We start from the raw sequence: 25,320 nt of genomic DNA, 5'->3' as shown, positions 1-25,320 counted from the left end.
CGTCGTGACGCGCGACGCGCCCGACGACTCCGTGATCGTCGGCATTCCCGCCAAGGCGCGCCCGCGCCGCGACGGCGACGACACGCGCAGCATCCTGACGACGCCCGAGTACCACATCTGACACGGCCCGCGGGGACGGCGACGAGGTCGCGGATGACGCGGCCCGAGGTGGAGCGCGGCGTGACCGCGCACGGCGCGAGGTGCGCATGGGTGCGCAGCGGGCGCGGTCGGCGCGGTCGGTGATCAGTCCGCGGCGAGGGCCGCGAGACGCTCTTCCTCGTCCGCGGCGATGCACGCGTCGATGACCGGCGCGAGGGCGCCGTCCATCACCTGGTCGAGGTTGTACGCCTTGTAGCCGGTGCGGTGGTCGGCGATGCGGTTCTCGGGGAAGTTGTACGTGCGGATGCGCTCCGAGCGGTCCATGCCGCGGATCTGCGATCGACGCGCGTCGGAGGCGGCCGCCGCAAGCTCCTCCTGCTGCTGGGCGAGCAGGCGTGCGCGCAGCACGCGCATTCCCGCCTCGCGGTTCTGCAGCTGGCTCTTCTCGTTCTGCATCGAGACGACGATGCCCGTCGGGAGGTGGGTGATGCGTACCGCGGAGTCGGTCGTGTTCACCGACTGACCCCCCGGCCCCGACGACCGGAAGACGTCGATCTTCAGGTCGTTCGCGTCGATGTGGATCTCTTCGGGCTCGTCGACCTCGGGGAACACCAGCACCCCGGTCGTCGAGGTGTGGATGCGTCCCTGTGACTCGGTCGCGGGAACGCGCTGGACGCGGTGCACCCCGCCCTCGTACTTCAGATGCGCCCACACGCCCTGCGACGGGTCGCTGGCCGCGCCCTTGATCGCGACCTGCACGTCCTTGTAACCGCCGAGGTCGGACTCGTTGCGCTCGAGCAGTTCGGTCTTCCACCCCATCGAGGCGGCGTACTGCAGGTACATACGCAGCAGATCGGCGGCGAACAGCGCGCTCTCCGCGCCGCCCTCGCCCTGCTTGATCTCCATGATCACGTCGCGCGCATCGTCGGGATCACGCGGAATCAGCAGGCGTCGCAGGCGCTCCTGCAGGGTCGCCAGGCGCTCCTGCAGCGCCGGGACCTCCGCCGCGAAGGCGTCGTCCTCGCGGGCGAGCTCGCGCGCGGCATCCAGATCATCGGATGCCGCGCCCCACGCCTCGTAGGCGTGCACGATCTTCGACAGCTCGGCGTAGCGCCGGTTGACGCGCTTCGCGCGCGCCGCATCGGCGTGCACGGCCGGGTCGGAGAGCTCCTCCTGGACGGCCTTGTGCTCGTCGATCAGCTGGCGGGCCGAGTCGAACATCGCGGGTTCAGCCACGGCGAACCCGGATCAGCGGATGTTGTTCTCGTGTCCGTGCGAGTGGCCGCCACCGGCGGGCGCCGGGATCGACTTCTGCATCTGCACGAGGAACTCGACGTTCGACTGCGTCTCCTTGAGCTTGCCGAGCACGACCTCGAGCGCCTGCTGGGCGTCGAGGCCGGCGAGTGCGCGGCGCAGCTTCCACGTGATCTTGACCTCGTCGGCCGACAGCAGCATCTCCTCGCGGCGCGTGCTCGACGCGTTCACGTCGACGGCCGGGCAGATGCGCTTGTCGGCGAGCTGGCGCGAGAGACGCAGCTCGCTGTTGCCGGTGCCCTTGAACTCCTCGAAGATGACGTCGTCCATCTTGGAGCCGGTCTCGACGAGCGCCGTCGCGAGGATCGTCAGCGAGCCGCCGTTCTCGATGTTGCGCGCCGCGCCGAAGAAGCGCTTGGGCGGGTACAGCGCCGAGGCGTCCACACCGCCCGAGAGCACGCGGCCGCTCGTGGGCGCTGAGACGTTGTAGGCGCGGCCGAGACGGGTGATCGAGTCGAGCAGAACGACGACGTCGCGACCGAGCTCGACGAGGCGCTTGGCGCGCTCGATGGCGAGCTCGGCGACGGTGGTGTGGTCTTCGGCGGGACGGTCGAAGGTCGAGGCGATGACCTCGCCGCGGACCGTCCGCTGCATGTCGGTGACCTCTTCGGGCCGCTCGTCGACGAGCACGACCATGAGGTGGACCTCGGGGTTGTTGGTCGCGATCGCGTTCGCGATCTGCTGCAGCACGATCGTCTTGCCCGCCTTCGGGGGCGCGACGATCAGGCCGCGCTGACCCTTGCCGATGGGGGCGACCAGGTCGATGATGCGCTGCGTGAGCTTCTCCGGCGCCGTCTCGAGACGCAGGCGCTCCTGCGGATAGAGCGGGGTGAGCTTGCCGAACTCGACGCGGTTCTCGGCGTCGTCGGGGGCGAGGCCGTTGACCGAGTCCACCTTGACGAGGGCGTTGTACTTCTGGCGGCTGGGTGCCTCGTTCTCGCGCGGCTGCTTGATCGCGCCGACGATCGCGTCACCCTTGCGCAGGTTGTACTTCTTGACCTGACCGAGCGAGACGTAGACGTCGCTCGGGCCGGGAAGGTAGCCGGTCGTGCGCACGAAGGCGTAGTTGTCGAGCACGTCGAGGATGCCGGCGATCGGCAGCAGCACGTCGTCTTCGCCGATCTCGGTCTCGAACTCGTCACCGGTCTGGCCCTGACCGCGGCGCTTGTTGCGCTGACGGTTGCGGCTCTGGGCAGGGGTCTGCGCGCCGCCGGCGATCGCTGGGGCGGCCTGCGCGTCGTCCGAGGACTCGCTCGCGGCGGGCGCCTGGCCCTGCTCGCCGCCGTTGGCGTTGCGGTTGCGGTTGCGGTTCCGGTTGCGGCTACGGCTGCGACGACTGCCGGTGGGCTGCTCGCCCTCGGCGGGCTCGCCGTCGGCCTGCTCGGCGCCCTCGGTCTCACCGGCCGCGGCGGCGTCGGCCGGCGCCTCGTCGGCGGCGGATGCCGCGGCATCCCCCTCGGTGGCCAGGTCACCCTCGACGGTGTCGATCGCTGCCGGCTCGACCGCGGCGGCGTCAGCGGGCTCGGCGAAGGATGCGGTGAGCTGCGCAGCGAGGTCGTCGTCGACGGCCGACTGCGCGCTCTTCAGGCTCGCACCGAGCTCGGCGGCGCGAGCGATGACGGTCTTGGCGTCGACGCCGAGGTCGGCGGCGAGTGCCGAGACGCGGCGGCGGGCGGGCTTACGGGCCGTCTTGCGCGCGGGTGCGTCGGCCTCGGCAGCGGGCGCGTCGGCGGCCGCGGGGGTGGCATCGGCCGGCGCCGGCTGGTCGCTCGGCACCTCGATGTCGGGGCCCTCGAACGGCAGCGCCGCGTCGGCCGGGGTGGTGTTGTCTTCGGTCTGGATCTCGGAGATGGACTCCACGAGTACTCCCTTGTAGAGGATGGGGCGCGCGACGACTACGGACATCGACAGAGAGACATCCGCCCACCCGAAGAGGATCCTCGGGACCGATCGAGCGTGGCTCGGAAATCGGATTTCAGGGATCGCGCGGTTTCGCAGATTGCGACGGAGGCCGTGTAAACGACGTTACGAGGCACCCTCCGCGTCGGTGTTCACTGTACCACCCCTCACATCGACGGCCAGCATGAGCGCCTCCCACGGCGTTTCGGTGCGCGTCGCGGCGAGGGCCGCCGCCTCGAGGCGACGGCCCGGGCCGTCGGCGAGCACGAGCACGCTCGGGCCCGCCCCCGACACGACGGCGGGGAACCCCGCCGCGCGCAGCTCGCGCACGAGGAGATCGGTCTCCGGCATCGCTGCGGCCCGGTAGTTCTGGTGCAGCTTGTCCTCGGTGGCGGCCATCAGCAGCTCGGGGCTCTGGGTCAGAGCGGCGATCAGCAGCGCCGAGCGGGACACGTTGAACACCGCGTCCTCGCGCGACACCTGCAGCGGCTGCAGGGAGCGCGCCACGGACGTCGACATGGTGAACTCGGGCACGAACACGATCGGCGAGACGCCGCGGTGCACGAGCAGCTTCTTGTGCTGCGGACCGAGCTCGTCGACCCAGGCGATCGTGAGGCCGCCGAACAACGCCGGCGCGACGTTGTCGGGGTGCCCCTCGAGCTCGGTCGCGAGGCGCAGCAGCAGGTCGGGGCCGAGCTCGACGTCACCCTCGAGCAGGCCCTTCGCGGCGAGCAGGCCCGACACCACCGCGGCGCCGGAGGACCCCATGCCGCGGCCGTGGGGGATGACGTTGTGGGCTTCGAGCCGGATGCCGGGCAGCGTGCGCGACACGGCCTCGAACGCGTAGGCCATCGCACGCACGACGAGATGCGAGGCATCCCGCGGCACGCCGTCGGCGCCCGCGCCGGTGACCTCGATCTCGAGGCGGTCGTCGGCGAGGGCTGTGACCGTCACCTCGTCGTAGACGCTCAGCGCGAGGCCGAGCGTGTCGAAGCCCGGGCCGAGGTTCGCGCTCGTCGCCGGCACGCGGACGACGGCGCGACGGCCCGGGGGCACGCTCACGCGGATGCCTCGGCGGGCGCGAGGCCGAGCACCGAGGCGACCTCGCTGGTCGCCGCGTCGACGACCGTGGGGGTCACGTCGACGCCGTCCGCGCCCTTGAGCACCCACTGGGGGTCCTTGAGCCCGTGGCCGGTGACGGTGAGCACGACACGCGCGCCGGCGGGGATGACGCCCGCCTCGGCACGGTCGAGCAGGCCCGCGACGCTGATCGCGGAGGCCGGCTCGACGAACACGCCCGCCGTCTCGGCGAGGAGCTTCTGCGCCGCGAGGATCCGTGCGTCGTCGATCGCGCCGAAGTAGCCGTCGGTGGCCTCTCGCGCCTCGATCGCGAAGTCCCAGGAGGCGGGGTTGCCGATGCGGATGGCGCTCGCCACCGTCTCGGGGTTCTTCACGACCTCGCCCCGCACGAGCGGCGCCGAGCCCTCGGCCTGGAACCCGAACATGCGCGGCACGCGGGTCGAGACACCGCGGTCGGCCTCCTCACGGTAGCCGCGGGTGTAGGCCGTGTAGTTTCCGGCGTTGCCGACCGGGATGAAATGGAAGTCCGGGGCGTCGCCGAGCTGCGAGACGACCTCGTAGGCCGCGGTCTTCTGGCCGTCGAGGCGGTCGGGGTTGACGGAGTTCACGAGGTGCACCGGGTAGTGCGCTGCGAGCTCGCGGGCGATCTCGAGGCAGTCGTCGAAGTTGCCGCGCACCTGGATGAGGCGCCCGCCGTGGGCGACCGCCTGGCTGAGCTTGCCCATCGCGATCTTGCCCTCGGGCACGAGCACGGCGGCGGTGATGCCGGCGTGCGCCGCGTAGGCCGCGGCCGACGCGGACGTGTTCCCCGTCGACGCGCAGATGACGGCCTTCGCGCCGTGCTCGACGGCGCGGGAGAGCGCGACGGTCATGCCGCGATCCTTGAAGGAGCCGGTCGGGTTCATGCCCTCGAACTTCACCCAGACGTCGGCGCCCGTGCGCTGCGACAGCGCCGCGGCCGGGATGAGCGGCGTGCCGCCTTCCCCGAGCGTGACGACGGTGGATGCCTCGGTCACCCCGAGGCGGTCGGCGTATTCGCGCAGGACTCCGCGCCAGACGTGTGCCATGTCAGTTCCCTTCGACGCGCAGCACCGAGACCACCCGTGCGACGACCTCGCTCGCGGCGAGTCGTTCGACGGTGGCGCTCAGGTCCTGCTCCTTGGCCTTGTGCGTGCCGATGACCAGACGCGCGGTGGCCGCGGCATCCGATTCACCGATGGTGGTGGTCTGCTCGACCGTGGCGATCGAGACGTGGCCGTCGCTGAGGAGTCCGGCGACGGTGGAGAGGACGCCCGGCTGGTCGACGACCTCGAGCGTGATCTGGTAGCGGGTGACGACGCGGCCGACCTCGACGACGGGGAGGTTGGCGCGCGTGGACTCCCCCACGCCGACACCGCCGGCGATGTGACGGCGTGCGGCCGACACGACGTCGCCGAGCACGGCGGACGCGGTCTGCACGCCGCCGGCGCCGGCGCCGTAGAACATGAGAGGGCCGGCGGCCTCGGCCTCGACGAACACGGCGTTGTTGGCGCCGTGGACGCTCGCGAGGGGGTGGCTGCGGGGAACGAGCGCCGGGTAGACGCGCACCGAGATCGCCTCACCGGTCGGGCTGTCGTCCTGTCCGTCGAGGCGCTCGCACACCGCGAGCAGCTTCACGACGTAGCCGGCGTGACGCGCGGCATCCATGATCGCCTTGTCGATGGCGGTGATGCCCTCACGGTGCACGGCCTCGAGCGGCACGGCGGTGTGGAAGGCGAGGCTTGCGAGGATCGCGGCCTTCTGCGCGGCGTCGTAGCCCTCGACGTCGGCGGTCGGGTCGGCTTCGGCGTATCCCAAGCGCTGCGCGTCGGCGAGCACGTCGGAGAATTCGGCACCCTCGGTGTCCATGCGATCGAGGATGTAGTTCGTCGTGCCGTTGACGATGCCCATGATGCGTCGCACGCGATCGCCCGCGAGCGAGTCGCGCAGCGGACGGATGATGGGGATGGCGCCGGCGGCGGCGGCCTCGTAGTAGACCGAGGCGCCCACGCGGTCGGCGGCCTCGAAGATCTCGGGGCCGTGCGTGGCCAGCAGCGCCTTGTTCGCGGTGATGACGTCGGCGCCCGAGCCGATCGCGCTCAGGATGTGTTCACGGGCCGGCTCGATGCCGCCGATGAGCTCGATGACGATGTCGCTCGAGGCGATGAGGCTCGCCGCGTCGGTCGTGAACAACTCGCGAGGGAGCTCCGTGTCGCGCGGGGCGTCGAGGCTGCGCACGGCGATCCCTGCGAGCTGGAGACGGGCGCCCGCGCGGTCGGCGAGCTCGTCGGCGTGCTTGAGCAGCAGGGCGGCCACCTGGCTGCCCACCGCGCCGGCGCCCAACAGGGCGACGCGCAGCAGTCGGTAGTCGGTCATGCGTTCCTTTCGAGGGCGACCCCGGCATCGCGCGCCAGGAGGTCATCGATGGTCTCTCCGCGCACGATCACGCGCGCCTCGCCGCCGCGCACGGCGACGACGGGCGGGCGGGGCACGTAGTTGTAGTTGCTCGCGAGCGAGAAGCAGTAGGCACCTGTCGCGGGCACGGCCAGCAGGTCGTCGGCGGCGACGTCCCCGGGAAGGTATTCGGCGTCGACGACGATGTCGCCGGACTCGCAGTGCATGCCCACCACACGTACGAGTGCCGCATCGGCGCTGCTCACACGGCTCGCGAGTCGCGCGGAGTAGTGGGCGCCGTACAGCGCGGGGCGGGCGTTGTCGCTCATCCCGCCGTCGACGCTCACGTAGGTGCGGGTGAGGTCGTCGGAGACCCGCACCGGCTTGACCGTGCCGACCGTGTACAGCGTGACGCCGGCGGGTCCGACGATCGCGCGTCCGGGCTCGAAGGCCAGGTGGGGGATCGGGATGCCGCGCTCGGCGCACGCCAGCGCGACGCCGTCGACGATCTGCTCCGCGAGCTCGTCGATCGGGCTCGGCACGTCGACCCGGGTGTAGGCGATGCCGAACCCGCCACCGAGGTTCAGCACGGGCACGGCACCGGCGGCGAGCAGCTCGGCGTGCACGGCCACGAGACGGCGGGCCGACTCGGCGAAGCCGGCCGACCCGAAGATCTGGGAGCCGATGTGGCAGTGCAGTCCGATGAACTGCAGGCCCGCAGTCGCACGGATGCGGGCGACGACCGCCGGCGCATCGGCGAGGGCGAAGCCGAACTTCTGGTCCTCGTGGGCGGTCGCGAGAAAGTCGTGGGTCTCGGCGTGCACGCCGCTCACGACCCGCACGAGCACCGGCTGGGTCGCCCCGGTGCGAGCGACGATCGCGCTGAGCCGATCGAGCTCCTCGAGACTGTCGAGGACGATCGAGCCGACGCCCGCGGCGACGGCGCGCTCCAGCTGCGCGACGGACTTGTTGTTGCCGTGCACGCCGATGCGGGACGGGTCCGCGCCGGCCGCGAGCGCGACGGCGAGCTCACCCTCGCTCGCCACGTCGACGGCAAGACCCTCCTGGGTCACCCAGCGCACGACCTCGGTCGACAGGAACGCCTTGCCGGCGTAGTAGACGCGCGCCGACACCCCGTGTCGTGCGGCCGCCGCCGTGAAGGCCGCGAGCGTGTGGGAAGCACGGCCCCGCACCTCGTCCTCGTCGATCACGTAGAGAGGGGTGCCGAAGCGGGCCGCGAGCGCCGGTGCGGTGACGCCCGCGAGCTGCAGCGCGCCCGCGGCATCCCGTGTCGCCGACGCCGGCCACACACGCTCAGCCAGGTCATTGGCGTCGCGCGGCACCTCGAGCCAGGTCGGCACGGTGGGGCGGTCGGGCGAGGCGGACACGGACGGGAACCAATCGACGGATGCTGCGGCGCGGTGAAACCCACGCGCCCGCACCGTGCGGCGCGGTGACACAACGGGACGGCACGAGTCTAGGGCACCGGGCATACAGCGCCGGGGATGGGCGGCTAGCCGCACGAGCCCTTCTGGCGCAGCGAGGCATCGGTGAGGATCCTGCCGTCGATCGAGAACGTCGCCGCGAGATCGGATGCCTCGACCGAGACCCCCGTGAGGGTGATGCCACGGGGGATGCTGCCGGCCACGCAGATCGTCCACGACTGGGTGAGCGGCGCGGCCAACGCCCCGAATCGTGCCCGCACGTCGTCGGCGGTGGCCGTCGCGCCCGCGATCTGGAGCGAGGCCGGGGTGAGCACGAGTGCACCGTCCTTCGCGGACGGCGTGAGCGCGATCGACACCGGGATCTGCGCGCCGAGGAAGGACAGCTGGCTCGAGGCCGTCACGTTCGGCGCGGCGAGCCCGACCGATTCCGCAGGGAATCCCTGCTGTGCGGCGAGCAGGGTGCGCAGCTGCTGCTCGTCGAGGCGGATGGTGCCCTCGCCGCCGGTCATGGCGTGATCGTTCCACAGGTCGAGGCCGTGCAGCGTGACGTCGGCCGCGCCCGTCACCCCTCCGGCGCTCACCTGTGACGAGGAGACGCGCACCTCGTCGAGACGCCCGCCGATGAGCTGGGGGATGACCTGACCCGACAACTGCACGTCGACCTGCTGATCTGCCGGCAGCGCCAGCTGACTCTTGACCTGCTGCTGGATGACCGAGGTCACGATCGCACGGGCGATCCCGTCGCCGGCGAACCAGGCAGCCACCGCGAGCACCGCCACGATGACGATCGCGACGACCCACACGACCCACCGGCGTCGGCGGCGCGGCGCGGCATCCTGCTCGGGGATCTCGAACGGGAACGTCGATCGGGCGTCGTCGGTCACGGATGCCTCACATGCGGTCGGGGGCGCTCACACCCAGCAGATCGAGGCCGTTGCGCAGCACCTGGCCGGTGGCGTCGTTGAGCCACAGGCGGGTGCGGTGCACGTCGTCGATCGTGTCGTCGCCGAGCGGGATGACGCGGCAGTTGTCGTACCAGCGGTGGTAGAGACCGGCGAGCTCCTCGAGGTAGCGCGCGACGCGGTGCGGCTCGCGCACCTCGGCGGCGAACGCCACGATGCGCGGGAACTCCTGCAGCGCCCCGAGCAGCGCGCTCTCGGTCTCGTGCGTGAGCAGCTCGGGTGCGAAGGCCGAGCGGTCGACCCCGGAGTCGGCCGCGTTGCGGGCGACGTTGTGCGTGCGCGCGTGGGCGTACTGCACGTAGAAGACCGGGTTGTCGTTCGTGCGCTTCTGCAGGATCTCGGGGTCCAGCGTCAGCGGCGAGTCGGCCGGGTAGCGCGCGAGGGAGTAGCGCAGCGCGTCGGTGCCGAGCCAGTCCCGCAGGTCGTCGAGCTCGATGATGTTGCCCGCGCGCTTGCTGAGGCGTGCACCGTTGACCGAGACGAGCTGGCCGATGAGCACCTCGATGTCGCGGTCGGGGTCGTCGCCCGCCGCGCCCGCGAGCGCCTTGAGTCGGTGCACGTAGCCGTGATGGTCGGCGCCGAGCAGGTAGATCTTGTGCGCGAAGCCGCGGTCGCCCTTGTTCAGGTAGTAGGCGGCGTCGGCGGCGAAGTAGGTGTACTCGCCGTTCGAGCGTCGGATGACGCGATCCTTGTCGTCGCCGAACGCGGTCGTGCGCACCCACACCGCGTCGTCCTGGTCGAACACGTGTCCCTGGGCGCGCAGCCGGTCGACCGCCTCGTCGACGAGGCTCGGCCCGCCGTCCTCGGGCTGTGCGTGCAGCACGCGCTCGGAGAACCACACGTCGAAGTGCACGTTGAAGCGCGCGAGCGAGGCCTGGATCTCGCCCAGCTGGTACTCGTAGGCGAGATCGCGCGCGACGATCACCGCCTCGTCGGCGTCGAGGTCGGCGATGTCGGGGCGGGCGGCGAGCACCCGGCGGCCGAGGTCGTCGATGTAGGCGCCCGCGTAGCCGTCCTCGGGGGCCTCTCCCCCGGTGGCCGCGGCGAGCACCGAGCGGCCGAAGCGCTCCATCTGCGCGCCGGCGTCGTTGATGTAGAACTCGCGCACGAGCGTCGCACCGCTGGCGAGGAGCAGTCGCGCCACCGCGTCGCCGAGCGCCGCCCAGCGCGTGTGGCCGATGTGCAGCGGACCGGTCGGGTTCGCGCTGACGAACTCCAGGTTGATCGTGTTGCCGTGCTGGCTCTCGTTCGTGCCGAACGCGGCGCCCGCCTCGACGATGACCTTCGCGAGTGCGCCGGCGGCCGCGGCATCCAGTCGGATGTTGATGAAGCCGGGGCCTGCCACCTCGACGCTCGCGACACCGGGCGCCGCCGTCAGGGCGTCGGCGATCTCGGTCGCGAGCTCGCGCGGGTTCGCCCCGAGGCCCTTGGCGAGCTTGAGCGCGATGTTCGAGGCCCAGTCGCCGTGGTCGCGGTTCTTGGGACGCTCGAGGACGATGTCGGATGCCGCGAGCTCGCCGCCCGCGCCCTCGCGTCGCCGCTCGACGGCGGGACGGACGACATCGAGCAGGAGCGTGGAGAGGGCTTCGGGATCCATAGCCCGACAAGTCTACGGGCGGGCGCGGCGCATCCTTCCGCGTCAGACGAGCTGCACGAGCGACTCGTGGTCGTCGACGGCCGGGTCGACGAGCTCCTCGGCGGGCTGCCCCTCGGGGACGTCGGTCACCCACGCGTCGACGTTCATGCGGGCGAGCCGCACGTTGCCGCCGTAGTAGCTGAGGAACGCGCAGTCGGCCGCGTCGCGCCCCGTGGCGATGCGCACGAGCGAGCGGCGGTTCGCCAGGCGGGTCGCGTCGATCACGTACCAGGCGCCGTCGTGGTATGCCTCGGCGACGGCGTGGAAGTCCATCGGGCGAAGACCCGGCGCGAAGCAGGCTGTGTAGCGGGCGGGCATGTCCATCGCGCGCAGCAGCGCGATCACCACATGCGCGTAGTCACGGCAGACGCCCTGCCCGGTCATGAGGGTGGTCACCGCACTGTCGGTGCCGAGGCTGAGTCCCGGGGTGTAGGTCGTGCTCGTCGAGACGAAGGAGGTGACCGCGGCGATGAGGTCGTGGCCGGTGAGGCCCTTGAACTGGCGTCGGGCCTGCGTGAACACCTCGTCGGACTGGCAGTAGCGGCTCGGCCGCAGGTAGGTGATCGCCTCGAGGTCGCTCGTGTGACCGTTGGAGGACTGCCCCTCCACGATCGCGTCGTAACGCACCTCGAGGGCGCCCGCCTCGGCCGTGAGACGGTGCAGGCGGCTGCCGGACTGATCGACGATCTCCGTCGGGGTGTAGATGCGCTCACCCTGACGGAACGTCAGATTCTCACTCGAGGTCTGCACGTTCTGAGCGGCCGAGATCTGGAAGATCAGGTCGGTCGTCGAGGTGAGATCGAGGTCGAGTTCGGCGAGGACGGAGCGTTGCACCGAGGTATCCTCGCACGGGTTTGTGACGCCCGGATGACGGCGGTGGAATCCGCCCCGGATGCCGCTAGCGACGCGCCTTCGCCGACCGCAGGCGAAGGCTGTTCCAGACCACCAGCACCGACGACAGCGACATCGCCGCGGCCGAGATCAGCGGGTTCAACAGGCCCGCCGCAGCCAGGGGGATCGCGGCAACGTTGTAGCCGAAGGCCCACACCAGGTTGCCGCGGATGGTCCGCAGCGTGCGCCGCGACAGGGCGATCGCATCGGCGATCACCCGCAGGTCGTCGCGCACCAGGATGATGTCGGCCGACTTCAGCGCGATGTCGGTTCCGGAGACGACCGCCATGCCGAGATCGGCGGTGCCGAGGGCGGCGGCGTCGTTGATGCCGTCACCGACCATCGCGACCCGGTGCCCGTCGGCCTGCAGCGCCGCGATGACCCCGGCCTTGTCGGCGGGCATGACTTCGGCGCGCACCTCGGAGATGCCGAGCTCGTCGGCCACGCGGCGCGCGGCGGCCGCGGTGTCGCCGGTGAGCAGCACGGTCGAGAGCCCCATGCGCTGCAGTTGGGAGACGGCGGCCTTCGCGCTCGGGCGCACCTCGTCCGCGACAGTGAAGACCGCCTCCACGACACCGTCGGTGGCCAGCACGACGCTCGAACGGCCGGATGCCGCCGCGTCGTCGACGGCGTCGCGCACGTCGGCGGGGAGCGGCATCCGCTCGTCGATCGCGTGGGGCACGCTCGCGACGACGACCTCGCGGCCGTCGATCACGCCCGCGGCGCCCCGGCCAGGGATGGTGCGGAAGTCGGTGACGGTCGGCAGATCTGCGACGGATGCCGCGGCGTACCGGGCGATCGCGGCGGCCACCGGGTGCTCGGACCCCTGCTCGACGGCGGCGGCCCATTGCAGTACGCGCACCCGGTCGGCTCCCGGCGCGAGGGTCAGCTGCTCGATCACGAGGGTGGAGAGCGTGAGGGTTCCGGTCTTGTCGAGCACGACGGTGTCGATGCGGCCGGAGGCCTCGAGCGCGCTCTGCCCCTTGATGAGGATGCCGAGCTGGGCACCGCGCCCGATGCCGACCATGAGGGCGGTGGGGGTCGCGAGCCCGAGGGCGCACGGGCAGGCGATGATGAGCACCGAGATGCCGACGCCGATCGCGTGGGCGGGCTGGGCGCCGGCCCAGAGCCACGCGACGCCGACGGCGATGGCGAGCGCGATCACGACCGGCACGAAGACGCGCACGATGCGGTCGACGAGCGCTTCGACGCGGGCCTTGGAGGCCTGCGCGCGCTCGGCGATCGCGGTCATCTGAGCGAGCTGGGTGTGGGCGCCGACCGCGACTGCGCGCAGCACGAGCCGCCCGTCGGCGCTCGTCGTGCCGGTGACGGCGAGGTCGCCGACGGTCGTCTCGCGGGGCACGGGCTCGCCGGTGACGGTGCTCGTGTCGACGAACGCACGCCCCTCGACGACCTGTCCGTCGACGGGGATGGTCTCCCCCGCCCGCACGACGACGAGCTCGCCGACGCGCACCTGACCCGAGGGCACGACGACCTCGACCCCGTCGCGCACCACGCGCGCCCGGTCGGGCGCGAGGGCGGCGAGCGCGTCGAGCACGTCGCCCGCCTTGCGCCGCGAGCGCGACTCGAAATAGCGGCCCGCGAGCTGGAACGTGGTCATGCCCGCGGCGACATCGAGATAGATGGCGCTCGCGCCCGCGGGGGTCTGACCGTAGCCGATCCAGTACGACGACCCGCCCTCGCCCATGAGGATCGTCGCGACGGCCCACCCGAACGAGGCGAGGATGCCGAGCGAGACCAGCGTGTCCATGGTCACCGAGCCGTGACGCAGGTTGCGGGCGGTCGCGCGATGGAACGGCCACGCCGCCCACGTCACGACGGGCAGCGACAGCAGCACGCACAGCAGCTCCCATCCCGGGAAGCGCAGGCCCGGCACGAGCGCCAGCACGAGGGTGATGTCCATGAGCGGCACGGTGAGGATCGCCGACACCAGCAGGCGTCGACGCAGGCTCGTGACGCGGTCGACCGCGGCGCGTCGACTCCACTCGTCGTCGCCGTCGACCCGCACGGATGCCTCGTACCCGGCCTTCTTGACCGCAGCGACCGCCTGATCGGCCTGCTCGGGCGCGAGGCCCGTCACGACGGCGCGCTCGGTCGCGAAGTTGACCGATGCGGTGACGCCGTCGAGCTTTCCCAGGGCGCGTTCGACACGGCCCGCGCAGGCGGCGCAGGTCATCCCGCCGATCGAGAGCTCGACACGGTCGAGGTCGGCGAGCGGCAGCATGTCGACGGGCGTGGTCACGGGCGGGTCTCCCCCGGGTCGGCGGCGGCGCTCGGAGCGGCGGGTCCGGTGGTCGCCGCAACGGCGGGGGCGGCATCCGTCACCGGAGCAGTCCCCCCGCGGGCCTGCAGCCGTGCGAGCATGCGGTTGTAGGCGTCGAAGTCGTCGTCGAGCCCGCTGTCGAGGTGGCGGTCCTTGCGGGCGGCCTCGCGCTGGTCCTGGCGGGCCCACTGGATGCCGAGAGCCACCACGACGATGATCAGCGGGATCTCTCCCCCCGCCCACGCGACGCCGCCACCGAGGTACTGCGCGGCCATGAGGTCCTGGTTCCAGGGCAGGTCGAGGGTCGCGTAGAAGTTCTCCGCGACCGGCACCGAGGCCGTCATCAGGATGATGCCGAAGAAGGCATGGAATGGCATCGCGGCGAGCACGAAGCCCAGCTTGCCGATCGGCGGCAGCGGCCTCGGCGGGCGATCCACGCCGATGACGAGCCCGTAGAAGAGATACCCGGCGATCAGGAAGTGGATGTTCATCGCCTGGTGGGCCCAGTGGTATCGGATGATCGCCTCGAACAGGCCCGACAGGTACAGCCCGTAGTACGAGGCGATGTACAGCACGAACACGACGAGCGGGTTGTAGAGGATGCGCAGCCCCGGCCAGTGCAGCAGCTCGGTGAGCCATTCATGCGGACCGGCCGGCTCGCCGCGGCGATGCGGCGTCGTCGCACGCAGCAGCAGGGTCACGACGCCGCCCATGACCAGCAGCAGCGGCCCGAGCATGTTCAGCGTCATGTGCACGATCATGTGGATGCCGAAGTGGGCACCGGAGTACTGGCCGAACCCCGAGGAGGTCGCGACCACGATCGTCACCCATCCGAGGGTCCACGCGATCGTGCGGCCGAGCGGCCAGTGGTCGCCGCGACGCCGCAGGCGCCACAGCGCCCCGTAATACAGGGCGACGCCCGCCGCCGCGATCACCAGGAACAGGATGTTCGGCCGCCAGTTCGTCGCCAGCACGAGGAAGTTCGGCGCGATCGGCAGGTCGAAGCCGAGATACACCTCGGTGATGTCGCTCGGCAGGAAGTACTGCGGCGGAGGCACCCGCATCATCGCCTCGGCGATGGCGAAGAACGCGACGCCGCACGCGGCGATGGAGGTCGCGAGGATCGTCACCCGGAGGCTCGTCAGGGAACCCGCCCGGAAGGCGCGGAACCCCGCGAACAGCAGCACACCGGTCGCCGCGAGCACGACACCCTGCGCGATCACGAAGTACCAGGTCGGGTTCACCCAGGCGCCGGGACCGGCGAGCTTGAAGAACGCGAGCACGATCGCCGCTCCTGCGGCAAGGGCCCAGGCGACGACGCCCAGCAGCCAGAAGCGTCGCAGCGTGGCGGGCCGCAGCAGTCGGCCCCGCCAGACGCGGAGCGCGAGCAGGATACCGCTTCCGAACAGTGCCGCCGCGGCGATGGTCTGCACGGTTCCGGCGTCGGTGCCGAAGTCGTGACCGGGACCCACGAGGATCTGACCGACCACGACCGGGGCCAGCAGAGCGATCGCACTGCACCAGAGCGGGATCAGTAGTCCCACCCAGGTGACGGCGAAGTTGATGACGACGGCCGCGATGGTGGCGAGCACGGCGACCACGATCCACGCGACCGGCAGGTACGAGATCTGCAGCAGGTAGCCGAGCGCCGGCGATCCGATCGCGTCGAACACGTTGAGTCCGTTGGCATCCGCCGCATCGATCACGATCATCGCGGCGGCCAGCACCGCCCAGGCGATCGACGCCCAGCGGGCGACGTGCCATTCGGGCTGGTCGTCGATGATCACGCGGTCCTTGCCGGGTCGCGCGAGCAGGAACATCAGCACCGCGAGCGAGCCGGCTGTGAGCCAGCCGGCGAGGTCGACGAGCGCACGCCCGAGAGTCGCGGCGATCGCGGTGAGCTGACCCGGATAACTGCGGAACAGCTGCGTGTAGCTCGTGTCGCCGCGCACGATCGCGACGACGACCGGCGTGCCGAGCATGATCACCAGCGCGACGACGACGAGCGCGAGAAGCACCGCGCCGCGCCGCGTGTCACGGGCGGTCTCGTAGGCCGGCAGCTCGTCGGCGGATGCCGCGGCCACCGCGGCGGCGGAGCTCACCGCACCAGGCGGTATCCGGCTTCGGTCACCGCCGCGTCGATCCGGTCGAGGTCGAGGGCGCCGACGGCCTCGATGCGCGCCGTGCCGGCGGCGGCGTCGGCGGTGACGGCGGCGATCTCGGGAAGGGCGACGAGCGCCTCGGTGACGGAGTGCTCGCAGTGGGAGCAGGTCATGCCGTCGATGCGCAGCAGCTGGATGTCGGCCAGGTCCTGGGTCATGATTCGCCTCGTTCTCGTGCCGACCGCGCCGCGCGCGCCCATCGGCGATGTGTCGGAGACAACTCTACGTCTTGTCTAGCGCGTTGAGGCGCGGCATCCTTGTCTCCACATCTCGTAGAATCACGCACGGAGGTACGCAGATGGCAGGTGTGCGCACGCGCGGCAGGGGCGAGCTGGAGGCCGCGATCCTCACGGTGCTGCGCGCACACGACGAACCCGTCGGGGCCGCGCAGATCCAGGAGGAGATCGTCGGCGACGAGCCCGCCTACACGACGGTGCTCACCGCCCTCGAGCGACTGACCGAGAAGGGCGAGGTCGTGCGATCGGGCGACTCGCCGCGCAAGCAGCGCTTCGCCGCCACCTTCACCGCCGCCGAGAGCGCGAGCCGCACCATGGTCGACGCGCTGAGCCAGAACGAGGACCGCCGCGCCGTGCTCCTCAAGTTCGTCGGCGACCTCAGCGAGACCGACGCAGACCTGCTGCGGTCGGCCCTCGCCCCCCGCAAGCGCTGACCGTGGTCGCGCTCCTCGTCCTGCTCGCCGCGGCCGTCGCCGTGGTGCTGCTCGCTCCCCGCACCCTCGCGGCCGGTCGCTGGCAGGTGCGGATGCCGCGCCTCGCCCTCGGGCTCTGGCTCACCGCGGTGCTCGGCGGCGTCGCGTGCCTGATCGGTGCCGGCATCGTCGGCCTGGTGCTGGCGATCGCCGGGTCAGGATCGGAGTCCGGCGCGGCCGGGGTCATCGTGACGGTCTTCGCATGGATGTCGCTCCTCGCCGTCGGCGGCACGGTGGTCATCGTGGCGTCGGGGTCGGCGGAGGTGCTCGACGCGGTGCGCCGCAATCGCGGCTCGGTGCTGACCCTGCCGCACACGGTGCACGTGGCGGCATCCGACTGGCAGCTGCTGGTGTGCGACACCGACGAGGTGTTCGCCTGCGCGATCCCGGGGAAGCCCCACACCGTGGCCGTGTCGGCGGGGCTCGTGCGCGAACTCACCCCGGCACAGCTGCGCGCGGTCGTCGCGCACGAGCGGGCGCATCTGTCGGCGCACCACGAGCTCGTGCTGCGGCTGGCCGACCTCAACCTCGCCTGCATGCCGCGCAGCGGCGCCGCGCAGCGTCTGCGCCGATCGACGAGCCTGCTGATCGAGCTCGCGGCCGATGACGCGGCTTCCCGCCGTGCGGGTGCCGTGCACCTCGCGAACGCGCTGGTGCGGGTCGGTCGCGCGACCGGCGACGTGACTGTCGAGCTGCGCGCCGAGCGCCTCGCCCAGCGTCCCTGCCGGCTGGCCGGTCGCCTCACCCCGGTCGCGCCGGTCTACGAGCGCGCGGTCGCGTCGCTGCGCTGACCCGCGCTCACCACGCCCGGAAGGTCGTCGCGGTCGCGTAGGCGTGCGCCTGATCGATCGTGACGGTCAGCTGCAGCGTCCAGGCCCCGGCGATCGGTACGACGGCGTCGGTGGTGACCCACGACGCCCCGTCGTGGGTCAGAGTGACATCGATGCCGGCGACCCCGTTGTCGGGCGACGAGAGCACGCCGGTGACGAGTTCGGGATCGATCCGGGTGCCGTTTCGATCGGTGACGTGCACGGTGATCACGAGCGGGCCATGGCGGGTCGTGGAGAGCTCCGCGACGGCGGTCGCACCGGTGTCGCCGACCGGGGCGGTCACGGTCGCCGCGGGCCCGTAGGTACCGGAGGCAGGCGGCAGGGCGGTGAGCACGCTCGTCACCACGATGGCCGCGGCCACGGCGACCGCCTCGATCCGCAGCGACCGGCGCACGCGCACGACCGAGACGGATGCCGCATCGGCGCCGGCGCCGGAACGTCGGCGAGCGACCATCCGTTGGGCGGCGAGCGCGCCGGCGAGCGCGATCGCGACGAACGCGAGTTTGACGAGCAGCGTCACACCGTAGGGGGTCGACCAGAGCGAGGCGACCGGCTGCACTTCGCGCCACGCCTGGTACTCCCCCGACACGACGAGTACGGCGACCGAGACGAACGCGATGATCGACCAGGTGCCGAGGCGCAGGCGGTCGAGGTCGGGCGCGCCCGTCACGCCGGGGAGAACGGCGACCAGAAGGAGGAGCAGCCCCCCGGCCCACGCAGCCATGGCGGCCAGGTGGGCGACGGCCGCGGTGGCCGCGAGCACGACGTCGGCGCCGACACCCGCGTGCCCGGCGAGGGCGATGGTAACGAGCACCCCCGCCTGCGCGACCGAGTAGGCGGCGAACCCAGCGCGGCGCGCGAGCGACCGGACGAGCACGACCCCGACGACGGCGAGCACGATGCGGGCGACGAGCAACTGCCCGTACGAGCCGGCGAGCGTCTCGCCGAGACCGTCGAGCCGCAGCACACCGTGCCAGCCGGTCTCATCGGCGCGGGGCCCCTGCAGCAGCAGGTCGACGAGCGCCCCGACGAACAGCGCCGCCCCTCCCGCCCAGACGATCAGCCGCACGCGGCGACGACGCCAGGTGTCCGGCCACAGCAGGCGCGCGAGCAGGGCGACCCCGAGCGCGAGAATGACGCCGACGTACCCGAGTCCGATCGCGGTCTGCGCGACGACGTCGAGCGAGGTGGGCGCGGCGGAACCGGTCGCCGCGGCGGACGCGGCATCCTGCTGCACGCCGAACGAGATCGAGCCCGACACGACGTGGGTGTCGGCCGAGATGACGCGCCAGCTGACGGTGTAGCTGCCCCGGGGAAGATCGGGCGTCAGCGGGACGACGACCTGCGTGTCACCGCCGCTGCGGGAGATGTCTCCCGTGTCGACGCGCGTACCCGAGGACGAGAAGGCCCGCGTCATGCCGTCGACGAGCTGCACGGGCTCGTCGAAGGTCAGGACGACCCGCGCCGGCGCGGCGTCGAGCCGGCTGCCGTCGACCGGGCTCGATCGCACGAGCACGGCGTGCGCGTCGGCAGGAACGGCGCCGAGCAGCACTGTCGCGGCGGCGAGCAGCGCGCCGAGCGCGAACAGGAACGCCCGGACCCGGCGGGGACGCCGGGTCCGGGCGGGAAGGTTCGTCACGCGGACGGGGTCTCCTTGCGAGAGGTGCGGGCGATCGCGACGATCGCGATCACCAGCGCGACGCCGCCGGCGATCAGACCGACGATACCGGGCCACGCGGGCGCCGATGCGGTCGAGCCGCCGTCGACCGAGGCAGCTTCTGCGGTCGGCGTCGGGGTGGGAGCGTCCGACTGCGCCGCGAGTGTCAGGGTGGGCGCGGGGTGCTCGGGCTCGACGCCACCGGTGGCCTGTTCGTTCCAGTTCACCTGCGAGCCGTCGCTGTAGGTCTGCAGTGCCGGGAACGAGACGGATGCCACGGCCGGCAGCGGTCCGACCGCCACGGCGAAGGTGTCGAACTCGCCGGGCGCGATGCCCGCCGCCGCGCTGTCGGCCTTCCACGTCACCTGCGTGACGTAGGTGTCGACGGGTCCGTCATCGGTCTGGATGGGGGTCGATGCCTTGGCGGTCGTGATCGTGGCGGTCCAGCCGGGTTTCGGCTGCGTGGAGGCATCGGCGATCGGGGTGTCGGCGGGGAACGTGATCTGCACGCCCACCGTCGAGGCGGTGTCGGACTCGCTGGGCACGCGGAACGTGAGCACCCCCTCACCGCCCTGGGTCGCGTCGGTGCCGTCGACGTGGATGTGCGCGGACGCGGCGGTCGCGGTCAGCAGCACCCCGGCGAGGCCGACGGCGGCGCCGGCGGCGATGCGGAAGAAGAGCCGCGCCGGTCGACGGGTGGAACGTGATCGCATGAGGGGTCCTTTCGGGGTACGAGGTCGGCGCGGGCCGTCACGTCATGAGGAGGAGGAAGGAGCACGCCATTCCGGCCGCCATGAGGGCCGTCGCGAGCGTGTCGAGAATCACGATCCCGGCATGCCCGGACAGGCGGGTGGCGGTGATCGCGCGTCGTAGCGCCGCGACGACAAACCAGAGCGCGGCGACGACGAACAGGAGCCCGAACGCCCACGTGATCACGAGCGCCCAGTCGGCCGAGCCGGTCATCGGCATGCCGTCCGTGCCGTGGCCCATCGACATGCCGCCCACGTCGTCCATCCCGGATGCCGCGGTCACCGGCGTCATCGCGACGGCCATCCACACCATCGCGAGCATCATGACGGCGTGGTACACGAGCACGGCCGGGTGACGGTGGTGGTCGGTGGCCGGGGCCGCGGCGACAGAGGGGCGGAAGAGCGCGAGGTAGAGATACCAGAACGTCGCCGCGGTGAAGAACGCGATCTGGGCGGCGACGGGGAACACGGCGTACCACGACCACGGCATCGCGAGCATCACGACCGCCATGACGGCGTGCACGAGGTTGGAGACGCGGTCGACCCAGCCGAAGGCGACGACAGCCCGCACCACGGCGTGCACGAGCACGAGGGCGAAGATGACGGTGACGGCGGTCGCGGCGGCGGGATCGGACATCACGAGCGCACACATTACTCCACGAACTGTAGAGAAATTTCCCGTCGGGCGGGGGGCGTCATTTTCACGGCGATCTGTCCCCGCCCGGAATACCTCAATGGGGTATCGTCGGTCGCATGGAGACCACGCATCCGGGCTACATCGATGACAAGCCGTCGCTCGAGCGACGACTCAAGCGCATCGAGGGCCAGGTGCGCGGCATCGGAAAGATGATCGACGAAGACCGCTACTGCATCGACATCCTCACCCAGGTGTCGGCCGTGACGAGCGCGCTCGAATCGGTCGCCTTGTCGCTGCTCGACGATCACCTCCACCACTGCGTCGCCCACGCGGGCGAGCAAGGTGACCTGGAGGAGAAGCTCACCGAGGCCAGCGCCGCCATCGCCCGACTCGTGCGCTCCTGACGCACGACCCACCACCGAGAGGACACGCCCATGACAGAGACCACGACGCTTCCCGTCGCCCAGCACGCCTGCAACTGCACCGCCAACGGCGGCACCTGCAACTGCGGCGACAGCTGCACCTGCGGCAAGTAATCACCGCAGACACCACGACGCCCGCCTCTTCGGAGGCGGGCGTCGTCATTCTCAGATCGCGGCGATGCGCGCGGTGAGCGCGTCAAGCGAGCCGTCGACGAGTCGGTAGTAGGCCCAGGTGCCGCGCTTCGTGCGCTCGAGGAATCCGGCATCGGTGAGCACGCGCAGGTGGTGCGACACCGTGGGCTGACTCAGACCCACCGGTTCGGTCAGGTCGCAGACGCAGGCCTCGCCGGCCTCCGCCGCGGCGACGATCGACAGCAGGCGCAGACGGGTCGGATCGGCGAGCGCCTTGACCCGCAGCGCGAGCGCCTCTGCGGCGTCCGCCTCGATGGCAGGTCGGGCGAGCTCGAGGCCGCAGGCATCCTGCCCGAGCAGGGGAAGCATGGTCGGCATGCATAGATGCTAGTCGATATTGACAGTCATCGATAGATGTCCGCATACTGAGCATCGATCGTCATCGATGAAAGGATGCCGCGTGCCGCTCCTCGATCTCACGCCGCGCCCTCGCGGAGCCACGGCCGCGTCGACGCATCCCGTCGTCGTGATCGGTGCGGGCCCGGTCGGGCTCGCCGCCGCCGCGCATCTGCTCGAGAGATCGATCGACACGATCGTGTTCGAGGCGGGCGAGTCGGCCGGGGCCGCGGTGCGGTCGTGGGGCCACGTGGCCCTCTTCTCGCCCTGGCGCTACCTCGTCGATCCGGCCGCAGGGCGTCTGCTCGCGCCGACCGGATGGCTCGCGCCCGACCCCGACGAGGTGCCCACCGGAGCCGACGTCGTCACCCGCTACCTCGAACCGCTCGCGCAGACCGCGGCACTCTCCCCTCGCATCACCATGGGCGCCCGCGTCGTCGCCGTCACCCGTCTCGGCCGCGACCGCACCCGCAGCGACGGCCGTGGCGACGCCCCGTTCGTCGTGCGGGTGCGGCGAGCCACCGGTGAGGTCGAGTCCGTGCTCGCCCGCGCCGTGATCGACGCCTCCGGAACCCTCGACACCCCCAACCCCATCGGCGGCGACGGGCTGCCTCCGCTGGGCCTCGACGAGGTGGGCTCGTTCGTGCTCCCGCCCCTGCCCGACGTGCTCGGTCGCGACCGGGCACGGCTCGCCGGACGTTCGGTCGCCGTGGTCGGAACCGGCCACTCGGCCGCGCACACTCTCCTCGCCCTCGCGGAACTCTCCGAAGGCGCCCCGGGCACCCGCGCGGTCTGGGTGCGTCGACGGCCGCCGCTGCGCCCGTCGACCGCCGACGACCTCCCCGAACGCGAGCGGCTCGGCTCCCGCCTCGACGCACTCGTCGACGCCGGCGTCGTCGAGGTGCGCGACGGGTTTCTCATCGAGCGGGTGTCCTCGGCGGGCGACGGTGTGCGGGTCAGTGGCGTCACCGCAGATGCGCCCGCCTCGTTCGACGTCGATCTCGTGGTCGCCGCCACCGGATTCCGACCCGACCTCACGATCACGCGCGAGCTCCGACTTGACCTCGACGAGGTGAGCGAAGCGCCCCGTCGACTCGCGCCGCTCATCGACCCGAACCTGCACAGCTGCGGAACGGTCGCACCCCACGGCTTCGCCGAGTTGCGGCATCCGGAGCCCGGCTTCTTCACGGTCGGCATGAAGTCCTACGGTCGCGCCCCCACCTTCCTGCTCGCCACGGGCTACGAGCAGGTGCGGTCGGTCGCGGCGTGGCTCGCCGGCGACCTCGCCGCCGCGCAGGCCGTCGTGCTCGACCTGCCGGCCACCGGCGTGTGCTCGACCGACCGGGCCGATGCGGGAGGATGTTGCGCGTGACCGAGATCCGACCGCTCGTCGCGGCCGACTGGCCGGCCGTCGAGCAGATCTTCGCGGCCGGCATCGCGGGCGGCGACGCCACGTTCGAGACGGCGACGCCGGACTGGGCGACCTTCGATCACGCACGCCTCGCCGCACCCCGACTCGTCGCGACCCTCGACGACGAGGTCGTGGGGTGGGTGGCGGCATCCGCCGTCTCGGCTCGTCCCGTCTACCGCGGGGTCATCGAGCATTCGATCTACGTCTCCCCCGCCCACCGGGGGCGCGGGATCGGTCGCACCCTGCTCGCACGCTTCCTCGACGCGACGGATGCCGCGGGCTACTGGACCGTGCAGTCGGCCATCTTCCCCGAGAACGCCGCGAGCCTGCGCCTGCACGAGGCCGCCGGCTTCCGCGTCGTCGGCCGCCGCGAGCGCATCGCACGATCGACCCTTGGACCGCGCGCCGGCACGTGGCGCGACACCTTACTCATCGAGCGGCGATCAGCGATCGCCGGAACAGGAGCCGACTCATGACCACCCCCACCGTGCTGTTCGTGTGCGTGCACAACGCCGGCCGCTCGCAGATGGCCGCCGGATACCTTGAATCCATCGCGGGCGATCGGGTCGACGTGCGCTCGGCGGGGTCCGAGCCGCGGGAGACGATCAACCCGGTCGCCGTCGAGGCGATGGCCGAGCTCGGCATCGACCTCAGCGCCCGCCAGCCGAAGCTGCTGACGACCGACGCCGTGCGCGAGGCCGATGTGGTCATCACCATGGGGTGCGGCGACGCCTGCCCGATCTTCCCCGGCAAGCGCTACGAGGACTGGGAGCTCACCGACCCCGCCGGCCAGCCGATCGAGGTCGTGCGGCAGGTGCGCGACGAGATCCGGGCACGCGTGGACGCGCTGGTCGCCGAGCTCGACGGGCGCGCCGCGGCATCCGACTGAGTCGCCCTCTGCGCGCACCCCGAGCGCGCGCAGACCGCTAATCTGGTGCCACCCGACGGGAGGACCCGACCTTGTCGACTGCACACGACGTCACGCGCCGCCAGACGATCGCCGACTACGAGCTGCTCGAGGATCCGCCCGAGTCCGACCTGCAGGGTCTGGTGCAGCTGGCCGCCACCATCTGCGGCGTGCCGACGGCGGTCATCAACATCATCGACGATCGCTTTCAGCATCAGATCGCCGCGGTCGGGTTCACGGCGGCCGTCTGCTCGCGGGATGACTCGATGTGCGCGGTGGTGCTCGAGCAGCCCGGCCGGGTGATCGTTCCCGATGCCCGTCTCGACGACCGCTTCGCCGCGAATCCGTTCGTCACCGGTGTGATCGGCAACGTGCGCTTCTACGCGTCGAGCCCGCTGATCACGCCCTCGGGCATCGCGATCGGCACGCTCTGCATCTTCGACGAGGAGGTCGGTGAGCTGTCTGCAGAGCATGCGGCGACCCTCGACATCCTCGCCCACCAGGTGGTGGACGTGCTCGAGCTGCGGCGCGTCACGCGCGAGCTGCAGACCTCGAACCACGAGCTCGAGCAGTTCGCTGGCCGCATCAGTCACGACCTGCGCAACCCGCTCATGGCGCTGTCCGGGTTCATCGAGCTCGCCGCCGACAGCCCCGAGCTCTCGGATGCCCCGCAGGCGAGCCGGGCGCTCGCGCGGGCTGAGGCCGCCGCCGACCGCATGTCGACGATGATCAGCGACCTGCTCGACTTCGCCCGCGTGGGCGGCGAGGTGCCGCGCGTCGCCGCCGTCGACGTCGAGGACGTCATGGCCGCGGTCATCGACGACCTCGACACCCCGCTCGCGCAGACGGGCGCCACGATCGAGGTCGACGCTCCGGCGCCGGTCGTCGCCGACCCGACGCTGCTGAGAGGCCTGCTGCAGAACCTCGTCGCGAACGCGGTGAAGTTCAGTGCGACGACGTCCGACGCGCCGCACATCATCGTGCGGGTCGAGCCGCTCCCCGACGGGTCTCGCATCACCGTCGACGACAACGGGCCGGGCATCCCCGAGCCCCAGCGCGAGAAGGTGTTCGGACTCATGGAGCGCGGTGACCAGACGGATGTCGCGGGCCTCGGCATCGGCCTGTCGACCTGCCGTCGCATCGTCGAAGGACACCACGGCCGCATCGGCATCGCGGAATCGCCAGCAGGCGGCGCGAGTGTCTGGGTGGTGCTGCCGCACGCGGCGTGACGCGGCATCCGATTACGCTGAGCGGCGATGTCTCGACGCACCCTGACCCTGTGGGGA

At 71.6% G+C, this 25,320-nt stretch carries 23 protein-coding genes; 7 read left to right on the top strand and 16 right to left on the bottom strand.

All coding sequences use genetic code 11. The annotated features are described in order from the left end of the window. Window positions 1–243: 243 nt before the first annotated feature. The 12 genes from prfA to ABT08_RS05220 all read right to left on the bottom strand — a co-directional run bounded on the left by prfA (window position 244) and on the right by ABT08_RS05220 (window position 16,342). A complete protein-coding gene (gene prfA / locus ABT08_RS05275) occupies window positions 244–1,320 on the bottom strand; it encodes a peptide chain release factor 1 (RefSeq protein WP_288114164.1) in 1,077 nt (358 codons plus the stop codon). 27 nt (window positions 1,321–1,347) lie between these two features. After that, window positions 1,348–3,318, bottom strand: a complete 1,971-nt coding sequence (gene rho, locus ABT08_RS05270; protein ID WP_288114161.1) for a transcription termination factor Rho — start codon at window positions 3,316–3,318, stop codon at window positions 1,348–1,350. A 120-nt stretch (window positions 3,319–3,438) separates the two neighbouring features. Beyond that, window positions 3,439–4,380, bottom strand: coding sequence for a homoserine kinase (gene thrB, locus ABT08_RS05265; RefSeq protein ID WP_137877572.1), 942 nt, complete (start codon window positions 4,378–4,380; stop codon window positions 3,439–3,441). After that, a complete protein-coding gene (thrC, locus tag ABT08_RS05260; RefSeq protein ID WP_137877526.1) occupies window positions 4,371–5,459 on the bottom strand; it encodes a threonine synthase in 1,089 nt (362 codons plus the stop codon). The genes thrB and thrC overlap by 10 nt, the downstream gene beginning before the upstream one ends. 1 nt (window position 5,460) lies before the next feature. Next, window positions 5,461–6,786: a homoserine dehydrogenase gene (locus ABT08_RS05255; RefSeq protein ID WP_056209509.1), complete on the bottom strand. Its 1,326-nt coding sequence runs from the start codon at window positions 6,784–6,786 to the stop codon at window positions 5,461–5,463. Continuing rightward, window positions 6,783–8,192, bottom strand: coding sequence for a diaminopimelate decarboxylase (gene lysA / locus ABT08_RS05250; RefSeq protein WP_056209512.1), 1,410 nt, complete (start codon window positions 8,190–8,192; stop codon window positions 6,783–6,785). Before lysA ends, ABT08_RS05255 begins: the two co-directional genes overlap by 4 nt. A gap of 125 nt (window positions 8,193–8,317) precedes the next feature. Further along, window positions 8,318–9,133, bottom strand: a complete 816-nt coding sequence (locus tag ABT08_RS05245) for an LmeA family phospholipid-binding protein (RefSeq protein ID WP_056209514.1) — start codon at window positions 9,131–9,133, stop codon at window positions 8,318–8,320. 7 nt (window positions 9,134–9,140) lie between these two features. Then, window positions 9,141–10,808 (bottom strand): arginine--tRNA ligase, encoded by a 1,668-nt coding sequence (locus ABT08_RS05240; RefSeq protein ID WP_137877522.1) that lies wholly within the window; start codon window positions 10,806–10,808, stop codon window positions 9,141–9,143. A gap of 42 nt (window positions 10,809–10,850) precedes the next feature. Beyond that, window positions 10,851–11,681, bottom strand: a complete 831-nt coding sequence (locus ABT08_RS05235) for a transglutaminase-like domain-containing protein (RefSeq protein ID WP_045246658.1) — start codon at window positions 11,679–11,681, stop codon at window positions 10,851–10,853. A gap of 64 nt (window positions 11,682–11,745) precedes the next feature. Continuing rightward, entirely contained in the window at window positions 11,746–14,001 is a 2,256-nt protein-coding gene (locus ABT08_RS05230) for a heavy metal translocating P-type ATPase (protein WP_353743278.1), read from the bottom strand. Then, a complete protein-coding gene (locus tag ABT08_RS05225) occupies window positions 13,998–16,124 on the bottom strand; it encodes a cytochrome c oxidase assembly protein (protein WP_288114160.1) in 2,127 nt (708 codons plus the stop codon). The genes ABT08_RS05230 and ABT08_RS05225 overlap by 4 nt, the downstream gene beginning before the upstream one ends. Next, entirely contained in the window at window positions 16,121–16,342 is a 222-nt protein-coding gene (locus ABT08_RS05220; protein ID WP_045246656.1) for a heavy-metal-associated domain-containing protein, read from the bottom strand. Before ABT08_RS05220 ends, ABT08_RS05225 begins: the two co-directional genes overlap by 4 nt. Before the next feature lie 140 nt (window positions 16,343–16,482). Here ABT08_RS05220 and ABT08_RS05215 point away from each other — a divergent pair, with 140 nt between their 5' ends. Together ABT08_RS05215 and ABT08_RS05210 are read left to right on the top strand one after the other, a co-directional pair. Then, window positions 16,483–16,854 carry a BlaI/MecI/CopY family transcriptional regulator gene (locus tag ABT08_RS05215; protein ID WP_045246655.1) on the top strand — a complete coding sequence of 124 codons (372 nt, stop codon included), beginning with the start codon at window positions 16,483–16,485 and terminating at the stop codon, window positions 16,852–16,854. 2 nt (window positions 16,855–16,856) lie between these two features. Beyond that, window positions 16,857–17,684, top strand: a complete 828-nt coding sequence (locus ABT08_RS05210) for a M48 family metalloprotease (protein ID WP_137877520.1) — start codon at window positions 16,857–16,859, stop codon at window positions 17,682–17,684. Window positions 17,685–17,691: 7 nt separating this feature from the next. Here ABT08_RS05210 and ABT08_RS05205 read toward each other — a convergent pair whose 3' ends face one another. Genes ABT08_RS05205 through ABT08_RS05195 form a run of 3 tightly spaced genes read right to left on the bottom strand, consistent with a single transcriptional unit; the run spans window position 17,692 to window position 20,766 of the window. After that, window positions 17,692–19,362 (bottom strand): copper resistance CopC/CopD family protein, encoded by a 1,671-nt coding sequence (locus tag ABT08_RS05205; RefSeq protein ID WP_288114159.1) that lies wholly within the window; start codon window positions 19,360–19,362, stop codon window positions 17,692–17,694. Then, a complete protein-coding gene (locus ABT08_RS05200) occupies window positions 19,359–20,093 on the bottom strand; it encodes a YcnI family protein (RefSeq protein WP_082483215.1) in 735 nt (244 codons plus the stop codon). Before ABT08_RS05200 ends, ABT08_RS05205 begins: the two co-directional genes overlap by 4 nt. Window positions 20,094–20,130: 37 nt before the next feature. After that, entirely contained in the window at window positions 20,131–20,766 is a 636-nt protein-coding gene (locus ABT08_RS05195) for a DUF5134 domain-containing protein (protein ID WP_200930917.1), read from the bottom strand. A gap of 116 nt (window positions 20,767–20,882) precedes the next feature. On the opposite strand from ABT08_RS05195, the gene ABT08_RS05190 reads away from it, so the two are divergent. Continuing rightward, on the top strand, window positions 20,883–21,170 hold the full coding sequence (locus tag ABT08_RS05190) for a metal-sensitive transcriptional regulator (protein WP_056209531.1): 288 nt from the start codon (window positions 20,883–20,885) through the stop codon (window positions 21,168–21,170). Window positions 21,171–21,353: 183 nt separating this feature from the next. Here the strand turns inward: ABT08_RS05190 and ABT08_RS05185 are convergent, their stop codons facing one another. After that, window positions 21,354–21,698, bottom strand: coding sequence for an ArsR/SmtB family transcription factor (locus ABT08_RS05185; RefSeq protein WP_045246652.1), 345 nt, complete (start codon window positions 21,696–21,698; stop codon window positions 21,354–21,356). 82 nt (window positions 21,699–21,780) lie between these two features. On the opposite strand from ABT08_RS05185, the gene ABT08_RS05180 reads away from it, so the two are divergent. The 4 genes from ABT08_RS05180 (at window position 21,781) to ABT08_RS05165 (ending at window position 25,263) form a co-directional block, all read left to right on the top strand. After that, window positions 21,781–23,088 carry an FAD-dependent oxidoreductase gene (locus ABT08_RS05180; RefSeq protein ID WP_288114156.1) on the top strand — a complete coding sequence of 436 codons (1,308 nt, stop codon included), beginning with the start codon at window positions 21,781–21,783 and terminating at the stop codon, window positions 23,086–23,088. Then, complete coding sequence (locus ABT08_RS05175) at window positions 23,076–23,603, top strand: GNAT family N-acetyltransferase (protein ID WP_056209532.1); 528 nt, start codon at window positions 23,076–23,078, stop codon at window positions 23,601–23,603. The genes ABT08_RS05180 and ABT08_RS05175 overlap by 13 nt, the downstream gene beginning before the upstream one ends. Beyond that, complete coding sequence (locus ABT08_RS05170) at window positions 23,600–24,016, top strand: arsenate reductase ArsC (RefSeq protein WP_288114155.1); 417 nt, start codon at window positions 23,600–23,602, stop codon at window positions 24,014–24,016. Before ABT08_RS05175 ends, ABT08_RS05170 begins: the two co-directional genes overlap by 4 nt. A 71-nt stretch (window positions 24,017–24,087) precedes the next feature. Further along, entirely contained in the window at window positions 24,088–25,263 is a 1,176-nt protein-coding gene (locus ABT08_RS05165) for a sensor histidine kinase (RefSeq protein ID WP_056209539.1), read from the top strand. Window positions 25,264–25,320 lie beyond the last annotated feature (57 nt).

The sequence above is a fragment of the Microbacterium sp. SCN 71-21 genome (assembly GCF_001725695.1).
Classification (GTDB): domain Bacteria; phylum Actinomycetota; class Actinomycetes; order Actinomycetales; family Microbacteriaceae; genus Microbacterium; species Microbacterium ginsengisoli.
The sequence above is the reverse complement of the archived record's forward strand: the minus strand, read 5'-3'. Positions and strand labels throughout refer to the sequence as shown.

Coding starts and splice junctions, on each gene's coding strand:
- prfA (WP_288114164.1), bottom strand. CDS start 1,320: ATGTTCGACTCGGCCCGCCAGCTGATCGACGAGCACAAGGCCGTCCAG.
- rho (WP_288114161.1), bottom strand. CDS start 3,318: ATGTCCGTAGTCGTCGCGCGCCCCATCCTCTACAAGGGAGTACTCGTG.
- thrC (WP_137877526.1), bottom strand. CDS start 5,459: ATGGCACACGTCTGGCGCGGAGTCCTGCGCGAATACGCCGACCGCCTC.
- ABT08_RS05255 (WP_056209509.1), bottom strand. CDS start 6,786: ATGACCGACTACCGACTGCTGCGCGTCGCCCTGTTGGGCGCCGGCGCG.
- ABT08_RS05240 (WP_137877522.1), bottom strand. CDS start 10,808: ATGGATCCCGAAGCCCTCTCCACGCTCCTGCTCGATGTCGTCCGTCCC.
- ABT08_RS05220 (WP_045246656.1), bottom strand. CDS start 16,342: ATGACCCAGGACCTGGCCGACATCCAGCTGCTGCGCATCGACGGCATG.
- ABT08_RS05215 (WP_045246655.1), top strand. CDS start 16,483: ATGGCAGGTGTGCGCACGCGCGGCAGGGGCGAGCTGGAGGCCGCGATC.
- ABT08_RS05200 (WP_082483215.1), bottom strand. CDS start 20,093: ATGCGATCACGTTCCACCCGTCGACCGGCGCGGCTCTTCTTCCGCATC.
- ABT08_RS05195 (WP_200930917.1), bottom strand. CDS start 20,766: ATGTCCGATCCCGCCGCCGCGACCGCCGTCACCGTCATCTTCGCCCTC.
- ABT08_RS05190 (WP_056209531.1), top strand. CDS start 20,883: ATGGAGACCACGCATCCGGGCTACATCGATGACAAGCCGTCGCTCGAG.
- ABT08_RS05185 (WP_045246652.1), bottom strand. CDS start 21,698: ATGCCGACCATGCTTCCCCTGCTCGGGCAGGATGCCTGCGGCCTCGAG.
- ABT08_RS05175 (WP_056209532.1), top strand. CDS start 23,076: ATGTTGCGCGTGACCGAGATCCGACCGCTCGTCGCGGCCGACTGGCCG.
- ABT08_RS05170 (WP_288114155.1), top strand. CDS start 23,600: ATGACCACCCCCACCGTGCTGTTCGTGTGCGTGCACAACGCCGGCCGC.